The organism is Mobiluncus sp., assembly GCF_985070215.1.
In genome coordinates this window covers 1-18,470 of sequence record NZ_CFKZQR010000010.1, presented here as the reverse complement: position 1 = coordinate 18,470, position 18,470 = coordinate 1, and the positions used below count along the sequence as shown (strand labels likewise).

Genomic DNA, 18,470 nt, shown 5'->3' with positions numbered 1-18,470 from the left:
CGCGCCGGTTATTTTTGCAGCAGTCCTTGGCTCACCAGAGCCCGACAGATATCGGCGATTTCGGTCTCGCTCGGTTCCACCAGCGGCAGGCGCGGACGCGGGGACTCAATCAGCCCCAGGGCGTAAACGGCCTGTTTTGCGTAAGTCGCCCCCTGACCAGCGCGCATAATGGCGCGATTCGAGGGTTCCAGCTGTGCGTCCAATTCCCGCGCACGGGCCAGGTCGCCGGCAGCAACGGCATCCAGCAGGGCTGAAATCCGTTTGCCTTCCACGTGTCCCACTACCGAAATGACCCCGGAAGCGCCGCCTGCCATAAAGTAAAAATTTAACCCGTCGTCGCCGCTGTACCATTCCAGTCCGGTGCGCCGCATAGCCTGGATACCAGCGCTCACGTTGCCGGTCGCGTCTTTCACGCCCCGCACGCGCTCCAGCCGGGCCAGCCGGTCCATCGTTTCGGGGGCAATGCGTACCCCGGTGCGACCCGGAATGTCATAGACCAGAATGGGCAGGTCACTTTCTTCGTGAACCGCCTGGAAGTGAGCGACAATGCCGTCTTGGGAGGGCCGATTGTAGTAGGGTGCGGTCACCAGCAATCCGTCGGCGCCGTTCTGAGCGGCCGACCGCACCATCGCGACCGTGTGAGCCGTATCGTTGGAACTGACCCCGGCGATGACTTTGATGTCTGGGCCTACCGCACGCCGTACAGTTTGCAACAGCTGGGCTTTTTCGTCTAAGTGCGTGGCGGGGGCTTCCCCCGTGGTGCCGGAAACCAAGATGGCGTCGCAGCCGGTGTCCACCAGGTGCTTCGCCAAGCGAGCGGCGGATTCGTAATCCACTGAACCATCCGCGTGGAAAGGAGTCACCATTGCTACTGAAAAACGCCCAAAAGTACTCATGCAGTCATCTTAAGCGCTTTGTTCACATGATGGAAGCTCCGTCCGCCATGTGGACGCGGGGTTTGGCGGAACCGCCGGGGACAGTTTTATTCCCCCGGCCCCAATCGCACCTCGATGGTGGCACGTTTCGCCAGTTCAGCCGCCCAATCCCGCACTTGTGCAGCGGTGACGGCCTGCATCTGGTCCAGCTTCGTGGCCAGCGGGATATAGGCCCCGCGCAAGATTTCGGCATGAGCCAGGCGATTGGCACGCACAGTGTTATCCTCCAAACTCAGCAAGGTGGCTCCGCGCAGTTGCCCTTTGGCTCGGGCTAGCTCGTCCGCGGGGATTGGGTTGGTGGCGATTTCCTCCAGCTCGGCACGCAGCAGCGCCGCTACCTCATCCACATTCGCCGGATTGCAGGTCGCGGTCACCCCGAAACTGCCCGCGTCCCGATGCGACGAGTTGAACGCGTAAGTGGTGTAGGCCAGACCGCGTTTTTCCCGGATATTTTGGAACAGACGCGAGCTCATTCCTCCGCCCAGCACGGTGTTCAGCACATTCATGACGGGCATATTCGCGTCCGCTACCCCCGGTCCTGGTCCGCCAATAATGATGCGGCTTTGTTCAAATTTTCCTGCGATTCGGAACACCCCGGATTCCGGTTTCCATGCGCCCTGACCAGCCGCGTTGAGACTGTTCCCGCAACGGTCGGCGGGGCTGCCCAGCGGGACGGCTGCCACAGTGTTGAAGTCTAAAGCGGGCTGGGCCGGGTCGGGTGCGGATTGCCATTGCGGCCACGGTGAATCGGGACGGCGCAAAGACTCCGCCACCAGTTCACACACCTGGTCATGGCTGACGTCTCCCGCGGCCGCCACCACCAGGCGATCCGGGGCATATCCGGCCTGGTAGTGAGCCACTATTGCCTCCAGGGTGTCGGCTTTTACCGATTCAATCGTGCCGCCAATGGGACGCCCCAGCGGATGCGCCGGAAAAACCCGGCGGGTAAATTCGTCAAAAGCCTGTTCGCTGGGGTTATCCAGCGCCATCGTCAGCTCGTCGAGGATGATGCCGCGTTCCATCTCAAAATCGGCGGCATTGAGCAAGGGCGCGCACAGCATATCCATCAAAACATCAATGGCCATGGGAACGTCCTCGCCCAAAACTTCGGCATAGTAGTGGGTGCATTCCCGGCCGGTAGCGGCGTTGGAATCACCTCCCACCGCGTCAAATTCCATCGCTATCTGGTGAGCGGTGCGCCGCGGGGTTCCTTTAAATAAAAGGTGTTCCAAGAAGTGCGTGGAGCCCCACGCCCCTTCGACTTCGTCACGAGAGCCGCGTGCGACCCACAGTGCCACGGTAGCGGCACGGGTGCCCAGCATATGCTCGGTGATAACCCGCGTTCCTCCGGGCAAAATCGTGCGACGGATGACCCCGTCCTCCAGGGCCACATCCGCCCCGGGAGCACCTGCAGGCAGCGCTGGCAGCGGACACGCAACAGGTTTCAAATCAGTCATAGTTACCCAATCTTACTAGACTAGGAGTCATGTCCCAGCACAACCTTGGCAAACAGGAAAAACCCGGCGACCCCGATCAGTCCCCCACAAACGCAAAACCGGAGGGAGAACCTCGTGCGGGCAACAATCCTCGCGACAAATCCGGAAAAGCCCCGGCATCGAAACAATCCCTGTGGCGCTCCACCGCTGACGTGTGGCCGTTCGTAGTGGGGTCTTTCGGGTGCGCGCTGGCGGCGTACTTCCTAACCTATGCCGGTTCCGCCTATGAACAACCGAACTCGCTGACCACCGGAGCGACCGTCATGCTGATGATTGCCGGGTCTTGTGTGCTGGCTGCCACCGTGGGCCTGGTTCACCTGGCGTTTTCGATTGGCGCAAAAGTGTTGTGGGCCATCGGGGCTGGTCTGGGTGCGGTGCTGTCGGTGGCGGCCTTCGTCGTGGCGGGAATGCACGTCGCCCCCGGTTTCGTGTTCGGCGCGGCGTTCCTGGTGCTATGCGTGCCGGGATACTTCCTGGGTCGGCGCGCTGACGACTACCGCGCCCAGTTCCCCAAACGCAGCCATTTCCTGGGCGACTGGGACTAAAACGGACTAAAGCCGCGAGTTTTGGCCACAAAAACGGCCTTCTCGGGATGCCGGTCGAGGTAAAATTCCCTCATAAGCAGGTTATTTTACGGAAAGTGCGGTGCAAAAATGACTGTTAGTTCCCAGCGAAAGTTCCTTTGTGGTCTGGCCGGGGCGGCGCTCCTCGCCGGAATGGGTGTTCCGGCAGCCAACGGGGCGAATCCCGAGGACCGTCTGGCCGGTCCCGACCGAGTGGCCACTTCTCTGGCGGCATCCGCCTATGGTGAAGCCAACACGGTGTACTTGGCGGCGCCGAACGGAATTCCAGATGCTATCACCGCCGGAGCTTTGCCGGGACGTATCGTCTATGGCGACCCTTGGGGTGGTGATACGTTTGGCCGAGTCAACTTTCTGCGCCAGATGGATACTCATCGGCTGGCTTATCTCGGCGGCCCCGGTCTGTGGGGTGGCACCCCGGCAGGGCTCAACGCCGCTTACCCGCCCGATTACCATGTCGAAGCGGCCCAGATTCAAGGCGCGGATCGCTATGAAACCGCGGCTCTACTCTATGACCGTTGGGTTGAGCTCAATCACCATCCGCGCAACATTTCGGTATTGATCGCTAACGGCGGCTCTATGGTTGACGCGTTGGCGGCCGGAGCTTTGGACACTCCCATTCTGCTGGTGCAACCTGACGGAACCATTCCCGCCGCGACTCTGAAGCGTCTGCAACAAGGCGGAATTACTCAGATTACCGTGCTGGGAGGAACAGGCGCCATACCCGTGGCCACCACCCAGCAGCTGAGCAAATTCGTTTCGGGAGGCACCCCGACCCCGCCGACCACTAAAACTTCTGACGGCAACTCCGGACCGGTGGAAGTCCCCTCGGCCGACACCCCCAAGACCGCGGAAAACATCGCCCGCTGGCAAAAGACCCTGCAAAATTACACGGAACTGTCCAAACCAAACGGAGAGATTGCTCAAAAGATTTCGGCCTCCTCGCAGTGGATTAAGTTTGGTGCAGAAGCTGAGAAATATACCCGCGAAACCATTGAGGATAATTGGTCGAATTTCTTGTTTGGAGCCAATTATTCCAACTACGATTCAGTTGCCAAACTCTATAAAGCCAACAAAGACAGCGCCGACCAGTTCTTGTCCTCCGTGGTGCGCTCCGGCTACTACGGAGCCGACATCTCCCTACCGCACAACCTGGCGACTTTTGAGGAAGTCGTCACACAGTACGGCAAATATTTCGGGGTCAATTACTCTTGGCTAGATGATACGTTCCTGTCCGACCTGCGGGAATCTTTCAAGTTGGAAATCGACACTTACCTGCATCGTGGTATCACTCCCGGGTCGTGGACCATGGCCGGTTCGGTCATCAACGGGACTTATGACTATCAAAAGTGGCCGCTGGGCTTGGCTCCGCTGGTGTTTGAGCGCTACCAGACGTTCTGGCAAGAGCGCCTGCCCCAATACCGCGCCGCGATTCCGAAAATTCAAGCCTGGTTGAACTCGGCGGGGGTTCCCGCAGCCACGCCCGCTCAGAGCGACCCGACCAATATCAAGCGGATTGGCGGAGCGGATCGCTTCGAGACGGCTCGCCTGCTGGCCCAAGCCCGTTCCAAGAAAACCTTGGGCTACAACAAGTCCCCGATTCAACACATCTACCTGGTCAATGGCACGGCCCTGGCCGATGCTGCCGTCGCCGGGTCGCTCAAGAACGGGGTGGTCCTGATGGTTAACGGGAACAGTTTGCCCCAAGCCACGACTTTGGCGCTGCGTGACCTCTATGCCTCCCACGGTGCCGGTCTGCGTATCTTGGCAGTTGGCGGGACCGCGGTCGTTCCTGACCAGGCGATTGATGCGGCCAAGACCCTGGTGCGCTAAACCCTGCGGGGAAACCTGCGTGAGCTTGCAACCCTCATCAGGCGGGTCCGGGCGTCGCCGGGCGCTGTGACTGACTTCAAAAGCACGTCCGCCCGCGCAAGGCGTCAAGCTGACGGCGTTCCTTTTTGGTGGGACGTCCGGTGCCGCGCGGTCGATAAATGACGGCCGCATTAGCGGGATTCGTCAAGCGTTGTGGGGTGACGTCCTCGTAACATTTCACGGCTTCAGGCGCCCCCACGCGCTTGGGAATCAAGGCTTTTACCTTGAGGACGCGGTCGAAACCCGCGACCCGCAGCCGTACTTCATCCCCCACTCGTACCGCGCTGGAGGCCTTCGCACTGACCCCGTTGATTTTCACGTGCCCGGCGCGCGCCGCCGCGGTGGCCAGAGAGCGTGACTTCACCTGTCGCACCGCCCACAACCACACGTCGACACGCATTTTTTCCATTCCCCCAGTCTACCCGCAGTCGGGATTTTCGGCTGAAATCCAGGGGGAATCCGGCGAGACTGCGGACCCTAGCGGGGGCGGGACTCGCAACCTATCCCGTCGTGATCCCCGTCAAATTTATCCCGGAATCCCGGATCCTGCGGGGTGATGGGCCGGCCCAGGATTGCCCAGACTTCCCGGCAGTTGGCATAGCTAGCTCCGGGATTCGCCGGCTGATTGGGATGTGGTGCAGGGTCTACCGCGGGAGGGGCCGCGTCCTGCGGCGGGGGCGGCGGTTCTGTCGGCACAGAAGCCGGCACAGTCCCCGAGGGTACGACCACCCCACTGTCGGCAGGCAGTGCCTGACCTGGGCAATTACTCAAGATACGTACCATCGCGTCACGTTCAGCTTCAGTCACCCACAGCCGATACTTCGCTTTGACCGCAATCTGGCGCGAAACATAGGCGCACCGGAAGTCCTTATGCGGCGGCAGCCACGTCGCCGCGTCACCGTCTGACTTTTGCTGGTTGAGCCGGCCGTCCACTGCCAACAGGTTCAACGGATCGTTCGCCAGGGTTTCGCGCTGCGCAGCGGTCAAGGCTTGGGCGCCTTTCTGCCACGCGTCGGACAGGGCGACCACGTGGTCAATCTGGATGGCCGAGGCTTGTGACTTATCAAAATACCTGGTTTCACCGGAATACGGCTCCGCCAGGATCCCGCTCAACACCACGCATCCGCGTGTGTTCGCGCGCCAGGTTTTATTGGTCAAATCGCGGTTCAAGATGTCGTTGCGGGTGTCGCAGCCGTTCCGGTCGATATCGCGCCACCTCTGGCCGAACTCCGCACGCCGATACCCGGTTTTCGGCGCCCGCCCTTTCACCGGCAAGGTCGCCAGCACAGTCGCGGCGTCCCCGGTCGCTTCCGGCGTGGAGGCGGTGGGACTGGGTTCCACAGTGTTTTCTGGGGTCTGCGTGGGGGAAGTGTCAGAAGGCGTGGGGGTGGGTTCCACGGTGACGCGCGGCGCCTTGGTGGAAACGGTTGGGCTAGCAGAGACAGTAGGCTCAGAATCGCTGGCTTTGCTCCCCAGCGCGTTGCCGCATGCCACCACGGCGCACAGTATCCCCGCTCCCACCAGCAGCTTCTTGGTCTTGCTGGCTTTGGGCGGGATCTGAGCTGGTCCGTGCGGCGGCGCCGGGGTTCCTTTCACAGCCTCATTTTAAAGCGTAGATAGGCTTTTTTGAGCGACCCAACCGCGTCCCCCGACGCAAATTTGCGTTTAAATCGGGGTTGCTGGTCTATATAACCACCTACCCCGATTTAATCCCCGATTTCTAACGCCCACGCTTGGCGCTACGCCTATCTATGCGTATAGTTAGAGGTGTTAGGGCATCTGCTCTAACAACAGTAAAGCCCCGGATGGCCCCGGGGCTTTGGGGAAAGGATATCAAGATGATTACCGTCATCGAGATTCTGATTTCCCTTCCTGAGGCAATTCTAGCACTGATTCTCATCCGTGAGAAGGTGCAGAAGCCGAAGGATAGTTAGGAAATCGCCCCGCCCCTGTGAGGGGGCGGGGTTTCCCCAAAATGCAAGGGGCTACCATGTTTCTTTCACTGCGCGGCGTCGCTGCTTACACCGGTCTTTCCGAAAATACGCTAAAGGCGTATTCTCAGCGCGGCTATATGCCCGCGCCCGATGTTGAGATAGGCACGGGCGAAAAGGTTACAGCCAACGGCTGGTCCACCGACACTATCGACCATTGGCTGGCTAATCGCCCGGGGCGCGGAGCGCGTACCGACCTGAAAAAAGCCCAAAATCCCAACGGCGGATCAGCGAAAAACGGCTCGGAAAACCCCGAAATACCGGATACAAAAAAGCTCCCGCGGCTGGATTCGAACCAGCAACCTGCCGATTAACAGTCGGACGCTCTGCCGTTGAGCTACGCGGGATTGCGGATAAGATTCTAACAGAACCTTTTCGCGAATGTCCACTCGCTGCGAGGTTGCCGGTATCAAGCCGGTAAACCCGCCATGTCGCGCACCTGGGATTCCAAACTGGACAGTGCGGAGAGGTCGCCCGGCGCCAGCGCCCCGAAGGCCACGACTTCGGAAAAGCGGCTCCCATCAGCCTTGGCCCGCACCGCAATCCGCACTGTCGTCCCGGAGGGCAGCGTCGAAAACTGGGTATAGATTTGGGACTTTTGCAGGTAAATCCGCGCGTAGTCCCCGAAGGCCTTAAGCATGGCCGAATCCGGGTTCTTCAGCAGCAGCGGCGCTTTGCCCGGGTCGGGCCAGGTCACACTCAGAGTATCGGTATCGCGGTCCCACCCAATTTGCTGCACCTCATGCCACTCCCAGCGGGTTACCTCGCTGTCTCGCCTGATTAAGCCGCTGGGGTCGGCGAACAGCCACAAGTCTTGGTCCGCAAAGTACAGCGGTGCACAGTTGCGTCCGCCGCGGGGCAGCAGTGGTTTCAGCTCCGCGGGGATTTTGCTTTTCCTCAGGCTCATGAACTCCACTGTATCTCAGTGGGCTACCTTCCCTCGCGGGCATTTCCACGCTTCCCGGCGGCAACACCGAAAATGCAAATTCGCGGCGTCCAGAAATACCACCTGAGCTCGGTAACTTGTTAGGATGTTTACGCCCTGTTAGCTCAGTCGGTCAGAGCAGCGGACTCATAATCCGTTGGTCGTGGGTTCAAGCCCCACACAGGGCACTTGAACTGCGCATATACGCGACTTAAACCCCATATTAAACTCGACACCATATATGACACCATGTATGGCTCTCAATTTGAGAGGATTCCCATCACGGGATTCATGTCCACTCTGCCCTGTCTGAATGCTTAGTCGCAGGTTCCCCCGCACAGGGCACTGTTGACGCGAAAATCCGCATCTCCCCGCGACGTTTATCTCGCTTCACGCTAGACTGAAAACCTAGCCGAAAGGGAACAAAAATGCAGATACACGCGATTGGCGGAGACCTCACCGAGATGAATGTGGACGCGATTGTCAACGCCGCGAACTCCTCACTATTGGGGGGCGGCGGTGTCGATGGAGCGATTCACCGAGCTGCCGGTCCGGAGCTGCTTGCGGCCTGTCGCAAGCTGCGCGAGACTCGTTTTCCCGACGGCCTGCCGGTGGGCGAAGCGGTCGCCACCAGGGGGTTCAACCTGGAGGCGCGGTGGGTCATTCACACCGTCGGGCCCAACCGTCACGCCGGACAAACCGACCCGCAGCTGCTGCACAACGCTTTTGCGAACTCCTTGAGTGAAGCCGCTCGAGTGGGCGCCCGCGACGTGGCGTTTCCCGCCATATCCGGCGGAGTCTACGGCTGGGACATGGCCGAAGTCGCGCGCATCGGCGTGGCAGCCGTACGCGAGTGGGCCGCCGGTACCCACCCCTCTCGTGACACCGACCCGACCGGCGATTCCGCAGCTCAAAGCCCCTCCCAAAACGCAGAATCCCCAATAGACAACGTGTATTTCGTCCTGTTTTCCTCTGACGCGCTGGAACTGTTTCAAGCCGAAATCGCCCGCACCGAACCGGAGGACGACTCCTGGCCTCCCGACGACTTCGAGTTGGCGCCGGGAGACACGAAAACCCACCGCAACGGCATGACCTTGGTCGATGCCTATTGGATTCCTGATGAAGAAGTCGCCTCGTATCGTGCCGATCGCAACGCGGCGGCCGCGGCCTACACAGAGGCGTTCCGCGCCGAGGGCTACCGGGTGTTTCGCGAATGGGCTGGCTCGGAGGACGGCGAGGCCATCACCGCCAGCGACAGCGCGGGCAACCTCCAGGCCATGATGCACTTAGATCCGCAAGCGGTCCAGGAATGGCAGGAATTCTCAGCGAAATATGGCGCCAATGCCCACGCTGAACTGGTCAAAGCCATCCGCGCCGAGCATCAGTACCTCAAGTCAGCTCCGACAGACTAACCCCGCCGCCCGCGGTAAAAGCGGCGGCACGCCAGCTTTTACCGAACCTCGCCAGCCCGCCGAACCTTATCCGGTATGGCACTGTGCTCGCGGTGCTCCGGCCAGGTCGTCCGCACCAGGCTGCGCCAGCCCCGGCCTCCCACAGCGATTACCGGGAGCGCCGGTTCGCCTCCCGCAAAGCCCGCTGCGCCTCGCGGTCGTCCTCGCGCTGGCGGATAGTTTGACGCTTATCCCACTCTTGCTTGCCTTTCGCCACTGCAATCTCCACTTTCGCGCGTCCGCCCACAAAATATAGCTCTACCGGCACAATCGTGTAGCCTTTCGCAGTGACAGCCCCCTCGAGTTTCGCGATTTCGCGCTTATGCAACAGCAGTTTGCGCTTCCGTTTCGGAGCGTGATTCGTCCAGGACCCGTAAAAATATTCCGGGATATTCGCCCCTTGCAGCCACGCTTCCCCGCGGTCAACTTCAACCCAGGCTTCCGCGAGCGAAGCCCGTCCCATCCGCAAAGCCTTGACTTCGGTGCCGGTCAGCGACAATCCCGCCTCGTAGCGGTCCTCCAAGAAATAATCGTGCGCGGCTTTCTTGTTCCGGGCGATGACTTTCTTGGCATCCGACTCCGCTTTGGCACGCTGTGAGGGGGTCAACTTCCCTGGCTGACCCGCCCCCTTAGCAGCTTTTTTACCCATAGAGTGCAATTTTAGCGCAAAAGCGCGGCCTGCCAACTTTTCCCCGCGGCGCCCTCGGACGTCACAAGGCCGGGTGGCCGCCAGCCCATTACGGTTTCGTCACCGATTAGTCACCGATTGGTCACGGACTCGTCACTGACACTGCACAAGGCCGTCCCCTCGCGAACCCGGTCTGGTGACGCCGCCCGCGTGAGGCGACCGCCTACAACACCCCCAGCGGGTTGATAGTTTTCCCGTTTTGCCACACTTCAAAGTGCAGGTGGCACCCGGTAGAACCGCCGGTCGAACCGACCAAGCCGATGACCTGGCCCTTTTGCACGGAAGCGCCGACCGAAACTTTGAACTGGGACTGGTGGCGGTAGGTCGTCTGCCACTTGGAACCGTTGATGGTGCCGTGGTTGATATAAGTCGATTTGCCGCCGGTCCCCTCCCAGCCGGCGAAGGTCACGGTTCCGGACTGCGAGGCATAAATCGGAGTTCCGCAACCTATCCCGAAGTCCGTGCCGGCATGGAGCCGTCGCGTTTTCGTGATGGGGTGAACCCGGTATCCGTAAGGCGAAGTCACCGACAGCGACGAGAGGGGCGCGCCAAAAATTCCCCCCGAAATGGAGCGAGCCGGCATAGCGTCCGGCTGTTGATTGAGCGCGGCAATTCGCGCCGCCGCGGCCGCCTGCGTGGCCTTTTCGTCCGCGATCTGTTTCTCAAACGCCGCCCGCTGATTGTTCAGCTGCCCCTGCTGGGCGACCTGTTTTTGTTGCAACTCTTGAAATTCGCCCAGTTTTCGTTGCTGTTCGACGCGGGCTTCATCAGCGGCTTGCACCGCCTGCTGAGCCTGGGTCTCCAGTTCCCCAATGCGGACGGTCACGGCTTCCTGGCGAGCCCGGGCGTTGTTGTTAGCCGCGTTGGCCTCTTGAGCTTCCACGATGGCACGATTTTGCGACTTGGTCGCCGTGGCTGCCACCTGCGCCCGCAGCGTGAGTTCATCTAGGGACTGGGAATCCAGCAGCAGGGAAAGCGGCGAAGTTTCCAGCATCGCCCCGCGGTAAGCCATACGCGCCATCTGACCGATAGCGACTTGCGTTTTTTCAATGGTTTGCTCGCCCTGGGCAATCTGTTCGCGCAGTTCCTGTTTTTGGCGATTCGCAATCTCTAACCGGCTTTGAATCTGTTGGTGTTTAGCCTGCGCATCAGCCAGTTTCGCCTGTGCATTGGCGACTTCAGTTTGTGCCACGGGAATGGCCGCTTTCGTTTGTTCCAGAGCTACAGCCAGCTGGACCAGATTCGCGTTAACCCCTTCTAACTGGGCTGCGAGTTCCGCTTGTTTCTTTTTCGAGGCGGCCTGTTGCGCCTCGAGTTTCTTGCGTTCGTCCGAATTCTTATCAGCCCGCACCAGGCCGGTCGCGCTCGCGCTCGCCGCGCTAGCGTTCGCGGGGGTGAGCGCCGCGTTAGCATAACTGAGCGAAACTGTGGACATCGAGGCAATCCCGAGTGCCGCCAGCGCCCCCACCAGGGCGGTCAATTTGCTTCGCACGTGCTCACCTCCTTTTCCAGCTTTCCCCAACAACGCGCCGTGCTTAAAAGTTTAGCGAAATGCCGCGACTTTCCCGGTCCGAAACATAGCCAACAGAACCCTAAACTCTGGTGTAGCGGTTCAGGGAGGCCGCCGAAGCCACGATTGCCAGCAAAATAGCCGCCAGCACCAGGAACGGCGCGATGAGCAACACATCGTTAGTCGAAATGAGCTCGACAACCCCGGAAAGTCCCGACAACCAGGACCCGACCAGGAACTTTACGCTAGCCCACAGAATCACCACCGAACCTAGGGCACCGATTGTCGCCGCGATAGCACCCTCCACCATGAACGGCAGCTGCACAAACAGGTTCGAGGCTCCGACCAGGCGCATAATGGATGTTTCACGTTCCCGACTCATCGCAGACAGCCGGATAGTGGTGGTAATCAACAGGACCGCGGCAATAATCATGGCCACGGCCAGCCCGATGGCCAGGTAGGTTGCCTGATGCAACCCGGTCAAGAGTTTCTCCAGAATCTGCTTTTGGTCAATAACTTGGGCGACCCCGTCACGTCCCTGCAGTTCCTCAACGACCACCCGGTACTGTTCCGGGTTCTTTAGCTTGATTCTAAACGATGCGGGCATCATATCCGCTTGGACATATTGATAATACTGTTCGGTTCCAGCCAGCTTTTTGAAACTCTCGAAGGCTTCTTCCTTCGTCTCAAAATACACATTGTCGATGTACTTGCTGAGCCGCTCGGATTTCAACTGTTCGTCAATCGCCGCGATCTGGGCCTCGGTGGCTTCTTGACCGTTGCAGTTGGGAGACACATCGTCTTTGGTACACATCGACACGGAAATCTCAATTTTTCCGTACCAGGTATCGCGCAGGTTATTAATCTGCATTTCCGCCAGCACCGCCGAGCCAACAAACAACAGCGAGACACAGGTCACGATAATGACCGCGACCGTCATCGCCAAATTGCGCCGCAAACCCTGGCCTACCTGGGATAATACGAAAGTTAGTCGCATTATTTACGGCCTCCTTTCCGCGCCGCCCCCGCACCTTTCGGTTTCGCTAACGCCCTTGCGCCTTCAGAAGTGCGGTCGGTACCGTCGGCGGATCCTTTCGGGGCTGAGGCTCCGTAGATGCCGCGAGCCTGGTCGCGCACGACCCGGCCTTCGTCCAGTTCGATGACGCGTTTGCGCATCTGGTTCACGATTTCTTCATCGTGGGTAGCCATCACCACGGTGGTGCCCGCCCGGTTAATCCGGTCCAGCAGACGCATAATGCCCAAGGACGTAGAGGGGTCCAGGTTTCCGGTCGGCTCGTCCGCGAGCAGAATGGGCGGGCGGTTCACCATGGCGCGAGCAATCGCCACGCGCTGCTGCTCGCCACCGCTGAGCTCGTGGGGAAAACGCTTGTCTTTGCCGCCTAAACCAACCATCTGGAGTACTTCGGGGACGACCCGGCGAATGACCCGGCGTGGCTTGCCGATAACTTGCAGGGCAATCGCCACGTTGTCATAGACGTTCTTGTTTTCTAACAGGCGAAAGTCTTGGAACACCACGCCGACTTGGCGGCGCAACCCCGGCACTTTCCACCGGGACAGTCGCCCCAGGTCCTTGCCCAGGACCAGAATCTTTCCCTCCGTGGCGCTTTCTTCGCCCAGAACCAGCGAGAGAAACGTGGACTTTCCCGATCCGGAAGTCCCGACCAGGAACACGAACTCTCCCCGGTCAATCGTGAGACTCACGTGGTCCAGTGCCGGGCGCGCTCCCCGCTTGTAAATTTTGGTGACGTTGTCGAAGGTAATCAACCTTTTCCGCTCCCCAGTTCAGTTTCAGGTACGCTTCTAAGTCTATTTATAACAAAACGATAAAAACGGAGTGACACCCGCAGAAGTGCAATCGCAGGGGAAATCCGCGATTATTACCGCGCCAAAGGGCGTTCGCGGGGTGAGTCTTTCCCGCCTGTTTCCCCTACTGGTCGTGCTTTTCTTGATGTTTGCGCCAGCGAATCGCCGCGTCAATAAAACCGTCCAGGTCGCCGTCAAAAACGCTGTCCGGGTTGCCCGATTCGTAGCCGGTTCTGAGGTCTTTGACCAATTGCTGGCCATAGAGGAAATAGGAGCGCATCTGGTCGCCCCAGGAGGCTTTGACGTCCCCCGCCAGCTCCTTTTTCTTATCGTGTTCTTGCTGGTGGCGCAGCATCAACAGGCGTGACTGCAGCACGCGCATCGCGGCGGCCCGGTTTTGAATCTGCGATTTTTCGTCCTGCATCGAGATGACGATACCGGTGGGCAAGTGGGTCAGGCGCACCGCCGAATCGGTCGTGTTCACGGACTGGCCGCCCGGCCCGGAGGAACGGAACACGTCAATCTTGATGTCGCTCTCGGGCACTTCGATGTGGTCGGTCGTCTCAATCAAGGGAATGACCTCCACTGCCGCAAAAGAAGTCTGGCGTTTGCCCGCCGCATTAAACGGACTGACTCGCGCCAGCCGGTGCGTCCCGGCTTCTACTGACAACATCCCGTACGCATAAGGGGCATCGACCTGGAACGTCACGGACTTAATCCCCGCTTCTTCCGCATAGGACGTATCCAGCACCTTGGTGGCATAGTTGTGTCGCTCGCAATACCGCAGATACATCCGCAGCAGCATCTGGGCGAAGTCGGCGGCGTCTACCCCGCCCGCTCCGGAACGAATCGTGACGACCGCGAAACGTTCGTCATATTCCCCGTTCAGCAGGGTTTTCACCTCCATCGCATCCAGGTCCCGTTTCAAGGTTTCATAGGTTTGCTCCGCATCGGTGAGAATCGCGTCGCGGTCCTCCCCGCTTTCTTCCGCCCCCAGCTCGACCAGGGCCTCCAAATCATCAATCCGCGCCTGCATCGCTCGTAGACGCTGCAAATCGGATTGCGCCACCGAGAGTGATTGCGTGACTTTCTGGGCGTTTTCTTGGTCGTCCCACAAGTCCGGGGCGGCGGCTTGTTTCGTCAAATCAGCAATCTTTTGCGCCAGCAGTTCGGGATCTATCACCGCCGAAATCGTCGCGAAAGACGCGCGCAGTTTCTCAATCAGGGGCTGAAAATCATCGGGGGAAATCACCTTTTTACCTTACTGGTAATCCGGGGCGGTTCTCAAATAAGTTGCGTTGCGCACCGCTGGGTCTATACTTATCCGGTGGCTCGCATCTCCGAGTTTAATCCCGGCCGCAGAATCTCGGCGGCATTCCTGATAACTATCCTGGTGGGAACGGTATTGCTGATGCTTCCGGCGTCCCGGAGCGGCACTGCGGTTGCCATGACTTTCGACATCGTCACCCCCCTAACTATCCCCGCCGGCGTCCCCGTCTGTGGGCCAGCATTAGCGGACGGTGCTCCCCTGTCGATTGCGCTGTTCACCGCTGCTTCCGCCACCAGCGTGACGGGGCTAATCGTGGTCGACACGGGGAGCTACTGGTCCGCTTTCGGTCAAGCTGTCATCTTTGCCCTCATTGAGTTGGGGGGTATCGGCACCATGACCATGGTCACCCTGCTCGCCTCGGCTCTGCGGAAACGCGCCACTTTCGAGGATCGTGCCATCGCCAAAGTGTGGTTCGGCTTGACACCGCGTGAAGTCCGTCATTCCGTGGGGCAGATCGTGGTCGCCTCGTTCCTGCTGCAACTGATTTTTTCTTTATTCAACAGCCTCTATCTGTGGTTTTCCGGGCACGCCACCTCACCGCTGCAGGCGGTGGCGCACGGGGTTTTCCTCACGGGTTCCGCTTTCAACAACGCCGGTTTCGCCCCTTACGTAGATTCCTTGATGAGTTTCAGCGCCGACCCCTTCCTGCTGTTGAGCTTGGCCGCGCTCATCGTGATAGGAGGCTTGGGCTTTCCTGTCTGGCTGGCGCTCTACCACAACGGCCTGCACTGGTGGAAATGGGGCATGACCACTCGTATTATGCTGCTGGGAACCGCGGTGGCGATTGTGTTCGGCTGGGTCGCCATCACGGCTCTGGAATGGCGCAATCCCGATACTTTAGGGGCGATGCCGGTTCCGCAGCGTTTCCTCAACGGGCTGTTCTCCTCCGTTTCCCCACGCACCGCGGGTTTCAACTCCCTTGACATTTCCCAACAGTACCCGGAGACCTGGCTCATCACCGATGGGCTGATGCTGATTGGTGGGGGTCCGGCCGGTACCGCGGGAGGTATGAAAATCACTACGGTGACCGTGGTGATGGCGACCCTCTGGGGTGAAATTCGGGGGGCTCACGCCATCAATATCCTGGGTTGGCGCTTGGCCCGTTCGGCTCAACGTCAAGCCTTGGCGGTGTTTTCGCTGTTTTCCGGCCTGGTCGCGGTGGGAACTTTCCTGCTGATGCTCTTTACACCTTTCAACCTCAACCAGTGCCTGTTTGAAATCTGTTCCGCCCTGGGCACCGTGGGTCTGAGTACCGGAATCACTCCCATGTTGCCTGTTGCGGCTCAGTTCATGGTCATAATCTTTATGATTCTGGGACGTGTCGGACCGCTGACTTTGGCGGCGGCTCTCGCGACCCGGAAACGACCGGTAGCCTACGAACTTCCTCGTGACCATCCCCTTATCGGTTAGGACAACGCAAATGAATATGTTTAATCACAACTCCACCCCAAACTCCCCGGCCCATCCGGCCGGCAACCCGCAAAGCGCCGTCGTCATCGGCTTGGGACGCTTCGGCCTGAGCATGGCGACCGAGTTGGAGGCCAGCGGGGTGGAAGTACTGGGTATCGACTGTAACCCAGAAGTCGTACAACGTGCGTCGGCGCTCCTGCGGCACGTGGTGCGGGCTGACGCCACCGACAAGGAAGCGCTGACCCAGCTGGCGGTCGAGGAGTACGCCTGCGGGGTGGTCACGATTGGCACCGACCTCGCCGCCTCAATCCTGAGCGCCTCCGCCCTGCTGACCCTGCACTGTCCCCAAGTGTGGGCGAAAGCCTCCAGCGTGGAACAGGGCGAGATTCTCAACCAGATGGGCATCACTCGCGTGTTCTATCCGGAATCCGAGATGGGTTTGCGCGCTGCCCACCAGGTCGCGCAGTCTTTCGAGAACTACATCGACCTGGGGCACGGGTTTGCCCTGGTCATCACCAGTTTGGGGCCGCGCTACTGCGGGAAAACCCTCGGTGAGCTTGATGTGCGCCGCCGCGATGGATTCTCTATCGTGGCGATTGAATCGCCCACCGGCACTTGGGAAACCGCTCACGCCCAGACCATACTGTCCCCTGACGACCGGGTCATGGTGGTGGCTCCGACCCGGATTATCTCCAAAGTCACTCGCCAAGATTAACCAAAAATCCATGTAATCGTAAAGCAATAGGGCAATTACCGTAAAGTAAAATTGTTTTACACAATCTTAACATTGGCCCCGCGCTAGCCTTAACAATCCTTTCTTACTATCTGACTTGGGAGTAAAAGTTCGATGTATGAAAGGAACACCATGAAAATCTCTCGTATTGGCGCGATTTTTGGCGCTGGCTTGCTTTCCATGTCTATGTTGACCGGCTGTGGGGGCGGTGGCGATCAGGCCGCCTCCGGTAGCGATACCGAGTCCAGTGAACCGACCTCGACCCTGAGCGGTACCGTCACCGGTTCCGGCTCCTCCGCGCTGCTGCCCCTGGCAAAAGCCGCGGCCGATGCTTTCATGCAGGAAAACCCCGATGTGACCGTCACGATGAACGGCGGCGGTTCCGGTGAGGGTCTCAAGCAGGTTGCGGCTGGTTCCGTAAACATCGGTAACTCTGACGTCTTCGCTTCCGAGAAGCTCGATGCGACCCAAGCCGCCGACTTGGTCGACCACAAGGTCTGCACCATCACGATGGCTCCGGTGGTCAACAAGGATTTGGGGGTCACGGACCTCACCACCGCCCAGTTGACCGACATCTTTACCGGCAAGACCACGAACTGGAAGGAAGTTGGTGGCCCGGACGAAAAGATTGTGTTGGTCACCCGCCCGTCCTCCTCCGGTACTCGCGCCCTGTTTAAGACCTGGGCGCTGGGTGGTGCCGAGGAAGCCTCCAACCAGTCCCTCGAGACCGACGACTCCGGTACTCTGCTCCAGACCGTGACCCAGAACAAGGGCGCTATCGGCTACGTGGCGCTGTCCTACCTGGCTGGCAAGGACGAAGTTCAGCCCGTCGCTATCGACGGCGTGGAACCGACCTTGGAAAATACCTACAACGGCAAATACAAGGTGTGGGGCTTCGAGCACATGTACACCAAGGGTGAGCCTGATGAAGTAACCAAGGCGTTCCTTGACTACATGATGGGCGACAAGTTCGCTGGCGACCTGGAAAAGATGGGCTACGGTGTGTCCTCCAAGATGTCCGCGGAAGCCACCGCTTCTCACCCTGACCCCGCGGCCTAAAGAGGCTCAGGCGCAACTGAACTAATGGCTACCACAGCTTCTTCGGTGCGGGAGCCTGAATCGACGGAAATGCAGATGACTGAACCTAACGTGTCCACTCGTCTCAACTCCACAGATTCAGCGCTCCCGCAGGCGCGTAATTCCGCGGCGGGTTCATCTCCGGCTCGGCCGCGGTTCGACTCGAACGGGGCGGATAAACGTTTCCGTTTGGCAAACAAAATCGGCGGGACCATTGTGGCGATTGCGGGTGTTTCCCTCATCGTGTTAACGGTCGTTATTGGCCTGTTCCTGCTGTACAAGGGTTCTTTCACCTTTACCGCTTTCCAGCACACCGTGGGGGAATTCCTGTTTTCCCCGGACTGGAATCCGCAGGACAGCCCGGATTTGACTCTGCGCGGTAGTGTCGGCGCACTTATCTTTATTCTGGGCTCGCTGATGACCTGTTTCCTGGGTCTGGCCATCGCCACGCCTTTCGCGGTGGGAGCCGCCGTGTTCATCACGGAAATCGCTCCGCGCGCGGGTGAGCGCTTGTTCCGTCCCGCGGTGGAACTGTTCCTCGGTATCCCTTCCGTGGTTTACGGCTGGGGCGGGTTGACCGTCCTGGGGCCCTTTATTCGTGACTATTTTTACGCCCCCCTGGGGGGCTGTTCGGTCCTGGCGGCGGG

General features: G+C 59.6%; 17 protein-coding genes and 2 tRNA genes. 8 read left to right on the top strand and 11 right to left on the bottom strand.

Annotated elements, in window-relative coordinates; genetic code table 11:
- Positions 1–8: 8 nt before the first annotated feature.
- The gene (gene dapA / locus AC5LBQ_RS03465) at positions 9–896 is read right to left on the bottom strand and encodes a 4-hydroxy-tetrahydrodipicolinate synthase (RefSeq protein ID WP_493264643.1); all 888 of its coding nucleotides are present in this window, start codon (positions 894–896) and stop codon (positions 9–11) included.
- An 86-nt stretch (positions 897–982) separates the two neighbouring features.
- Positions 983–2,392, bottom strand: a complete 1,410-nt coding sequence (locus AC5LBQ_RS03460; RefSeq protein ID WP_493264642.1) for a M16 family metallopeptidase — start codon at positions 2,390–2,392, stop codon at positions 983–985.
- A gap of 29 nt (positions 2,393–2,421) precedes the next feature.
- Between AC5LBQ_RS03460 and AC5LBQ_RS03455 the strand changes: the two genes are divergently transcribed.
- Together AC5LBQ_RS03455 and AC5LBQ_RS03450 are read left to right on the top strand one after the other, a co-directional pair.
- Positions 2,422–2,976 carry a hypothetical protein gene (locus AC5LBQ_RS03455; RefSeq protein ID WP_493264641.1) on the top strand — a complete coding sequence of 185 codons (555 nt, stop codon included), beginning with the start codon at positions 2,422–2,424 and terminating at the stop codon, positions 2,974–2,976.
- Positions 2,977–3,084: 108 nt separating this feature from the next.
- Entirely contained in the window at positions 3,085–4,845 is a 1,761-nt protein-coding gene (locus AC5LBQ_RS03450; protein WP_493264640.1) for a cell wall-binding repeat-containing protein, read from the top strand.
- Between the two features lie 76 nt (positions 4,846–4,921).
- Here AC5LBQ_RS03450 and AC5LBQ_RS03445 read toward each other — a convergent pair whose 3' ends face one another.
- The 4 genes from AC5LBQ_RS03445 to AC5LBQ_RS03430 form a co-directional block, all read right to left on the bottom strand.
- Entirely contained in the window at positions 4,922–5,293 is a 372-nt protein-coding gene (locus AC5LBQ_RS03445) for an RNA-binding S4 domain-containing protein (protein ID WP_493264639.1), read from the bottom strand.
- Between the two features lie 68 nt (positions 5,294–5,361).
- The gene (locus AC5LBQ_RS03440; protein ID WP_493264638.1) at positions 5,362–6,480 is read right to left on the bottom strand and encodes a GmrSD restriction endonuclease domain-containing protein; all 1,119 of its coding nucleotides are present in this window, start codon (positions 6,478–6,480) and stop codon (positions 5,362–5,364) included.
- A 670-nt stretch (positions 6,481–7,150) separates the two neighbouring features.
- Positions 7,151–7,222, bottom strand: a tRNA-Asn gene (locus tag AC5LBQ_RS03435).
- A gap of 62 nt (positions 7,223–7,284) precedes the next feature.
- Positions 7,285–7,782, bottom strand: coding sequence for a hypothetical protein (locus AC5LBQ_RS03430; RefSeq protein ID WP_493264637.1), 498 nt, complete (start codon positions 7,780–7,782; stop codon positions 7,285–7,287).
- Between the two features lie 132 nt (positions 7,783–7,914).
- Here AC5LBQ_RS03430 and AC5LBQ_RS03425 point away from each other — a divergent pair.
- Together AC5LBQ_RS03425 and AC5LBQ_RS03420 are read left to right on the top strand one after the other, a co-directional pair.
- Positions 7,915–7,988 (top strand) — tRNA-Ile (locus AC5LBQ_RS03425).
- A 240-nt stretch (positions 7,989–8,228) separates the two neighbouring features.
- Positions 8,229–9,212: an O-acetyl-ADP-ribose deacetylase gene (locus AC5LBQ_RS03420; RefSeq protein ID WP_295028065.1), complete on the top strand. Its 984-nt coding sequence runs from the start codon at positions 8,229–8,231 to the stop codon at positions 9,210–9,212.
- A 148-nt stretch (positions 9,213–9,360) separates the two neighbouring features.
- Here AC5LBQ_RS03420 and smpB read toward each other — a convergent pair whose 3' ends face one another.
- From smpB to prfB, 5 genes are all read right to left on the bottom strand, one after another.
- Complete coding sequence (gene smpB, locus AC5LBQ_RS03415) at positions 9,361–9,900, bottom strand: SsrA-binding protein SmpB (RefSeq protein WP_307742294.1); 540 nt, start codon at positions 9,898–9,900, stop codon at positions 9,361–9,363.
- A gap of 202 nt (positions 9,901–10,102) precedes the next feature.
- Complete coding sequence (locus AC5LBQ_RS03410) at positions 10,103–11,431, bottom strand: peptidoglycan DD-metalloendopeptidase family protein (protein WP_493264636.1); 1,329 nt, start codon at positions 11,429–11,431, stop codon at positions 10,103–10,105.
- A gap of 100 nt (positions 11,432–11,531) precedes the next feature.
- Positions 11,532–12,446 carry a permease-like cell division protein FtsX gene (gene ftsX / locus AC5LBQ_RS03405; RefSeq protein ID WP_297346352.1) on the bottom strand — a complete coding sequence of 305 codons (915 nt, stop codon included), beginning with the start codon at positions 12,444–12,446 and terminating at the stop codon, positions 11,532–11,534.
- Complete coding sequence (gene ftsE / locus AC5LBQ_RS03400; RefSeq protein ID WP_307742292.1) at positions 12,446–13,234, bottom strand: cell division ATP-binding protein FtsE; 789 nt, start codon at positions 13,232–13,234, stop codon at positions 12,446–12,448. Before ftsE ends, ftsX begins: the two co-directional genes overlap by 1 nt.
- Before the next feature lie 163 nt (positions 13,235–13,397).
- Positions 13,398–14,525, bottom strand: a complete 1,128-nt coding sequence (gene prfB / locus AC5LBQ_RS03395) for a peptide chain release factor 2 (protein ID WP_295028056.1) — start codon at positions 14,523–14,525, stop codon at positions 13,398–13,400.
- 75 nt (positions 14,526–14,600) lie between these two features.
- On the opposite strand from prfB, the gene AC5LBQ_RS03390 reads away from it, so the two are divergent.
- From AC5LBQ_RS03390 to AC5LBQ_RS03375, 4 genes are all read left to right on the top strand, one after another.
- Complete coding sequence (locus tag AC5LBQ_RS03390; RefSeq protein WP_295028054.1) at positions 14,601–16,013, top strand: TrkH family potassium uptake protein; 1,413 nt, start codon at positions 14,601–14,603, stop codon at positions 16,011–16,013.
- Between the two features lie 10 nt (positions 16,014–16,023).
- The gene (locus AC5LBQ_RS03385) at positions 16,024–16,728 is read left to right on the top strand and encodes a potassium channel family protein (RefSeq protein WP_493264635.1); all 705 of its coding nucleotides are present in this window, start codon (positions 16,024–16,026) and stop codon (positions 16,726–16,728) included.
- 150 nt (positions 16,729–16,878) lie between these two features.
- Complete coding sequence (locus AC5LBQ_RS03380) at positions 16,879–17,805, top strand: phosphate ABC transporter substrate-binding protein (protein ID WP_295028050.1); 927 nt, start codon at positions 16,879–16,881, stop codon at positions 17,803–17,805.
- Positions 17,806–17,880: 75 nt separating this feature from the next.
- On the top strand, positions 17,881–18,470 hold a 590-nt coding region (locus tag AC5LBQ_RS03375; RefSeq protein WP_493264634.1), incomplete at its 3' end, for a PstC family ABC transporter permease.

Coding starts and splice junctions, on each gene's coding strand:
- AC5LBQ_RS03385 (WP_493264635.1), top strand. CDS start 16,024: ATGAATATGTTTAATCACAACTCCACCCCAAACTCCCCGGCCCATCCG.
- AC5LBQ_RS03450 (WP_493264640.1), top strand. CDS start 3,085: ATGACTGTTAGTTCCCAGCGAAAGTTCCTTTGTGGTCTGGCCGGGGCG.
- ftsX (WP_297346352.1), bottom strand. CDS start 12,446: ATGCGACTAACTTTCGTATTATCCCAGGTAGGCCAGGGTTTGCGGCGC.
- AC5LBQ_RS03460 (WP_493264642.1), bottom strand. CDS start 2,392: ATGACTGATTTGAAACCTGTTGCGTGTCCGCTGCCAGCGCTGCCTGCA.
- dapA (WP_493264643.1), bottom strand. CDS start 896: ATGAGTACTTTTGGGCGTTTTTCAGTAGCAATGGTGACTCCTTTCCAC.
- smpB (WP_307742294.1), bottom strand. CDS start 9,900: ATGGGTAAAAAAGCTGCTAAGGGGGCGGGTCAGCCAGGGAAGTTGACC.
- AC5LBQ_RS03445 (WP_493264639.1), bottom strand. CDS start 5,293: ATGGAAAAAATGCGTGTCGACGTGTGGTTGTGGGCGGTGCGACAGGTG.
- AC5LBQ_RS03380 (WP_295028050.1), top strand. CDS start 16,879: ATGAAAATCTCTCGTATTGGCGCGATTTTTGGCGCTGGCTTGCTTTCC.
- AC5LBQ_RS03455 (WP_493264641.1), top strand. CDS start 2,422: ATGTCCCAGCACAACCTTGGCAAACAGGAAAAACCCGGCGACCCCGAT.
- AC5LBQ_RS03420 (WP_295028065.1), top strand. CDS start 8,229: ATGCAGATACACGCGATTGGCGGAGACCTCACCGAGATGAATGTGGAC.
- AC5LBQ_RS03430 (WP_493264637.1), bottom strand. CDS start 7,782: ATGAGCCTGAGGAAAAGCAAAATCCCCGCGGAGCTGAAACCACTGCTG.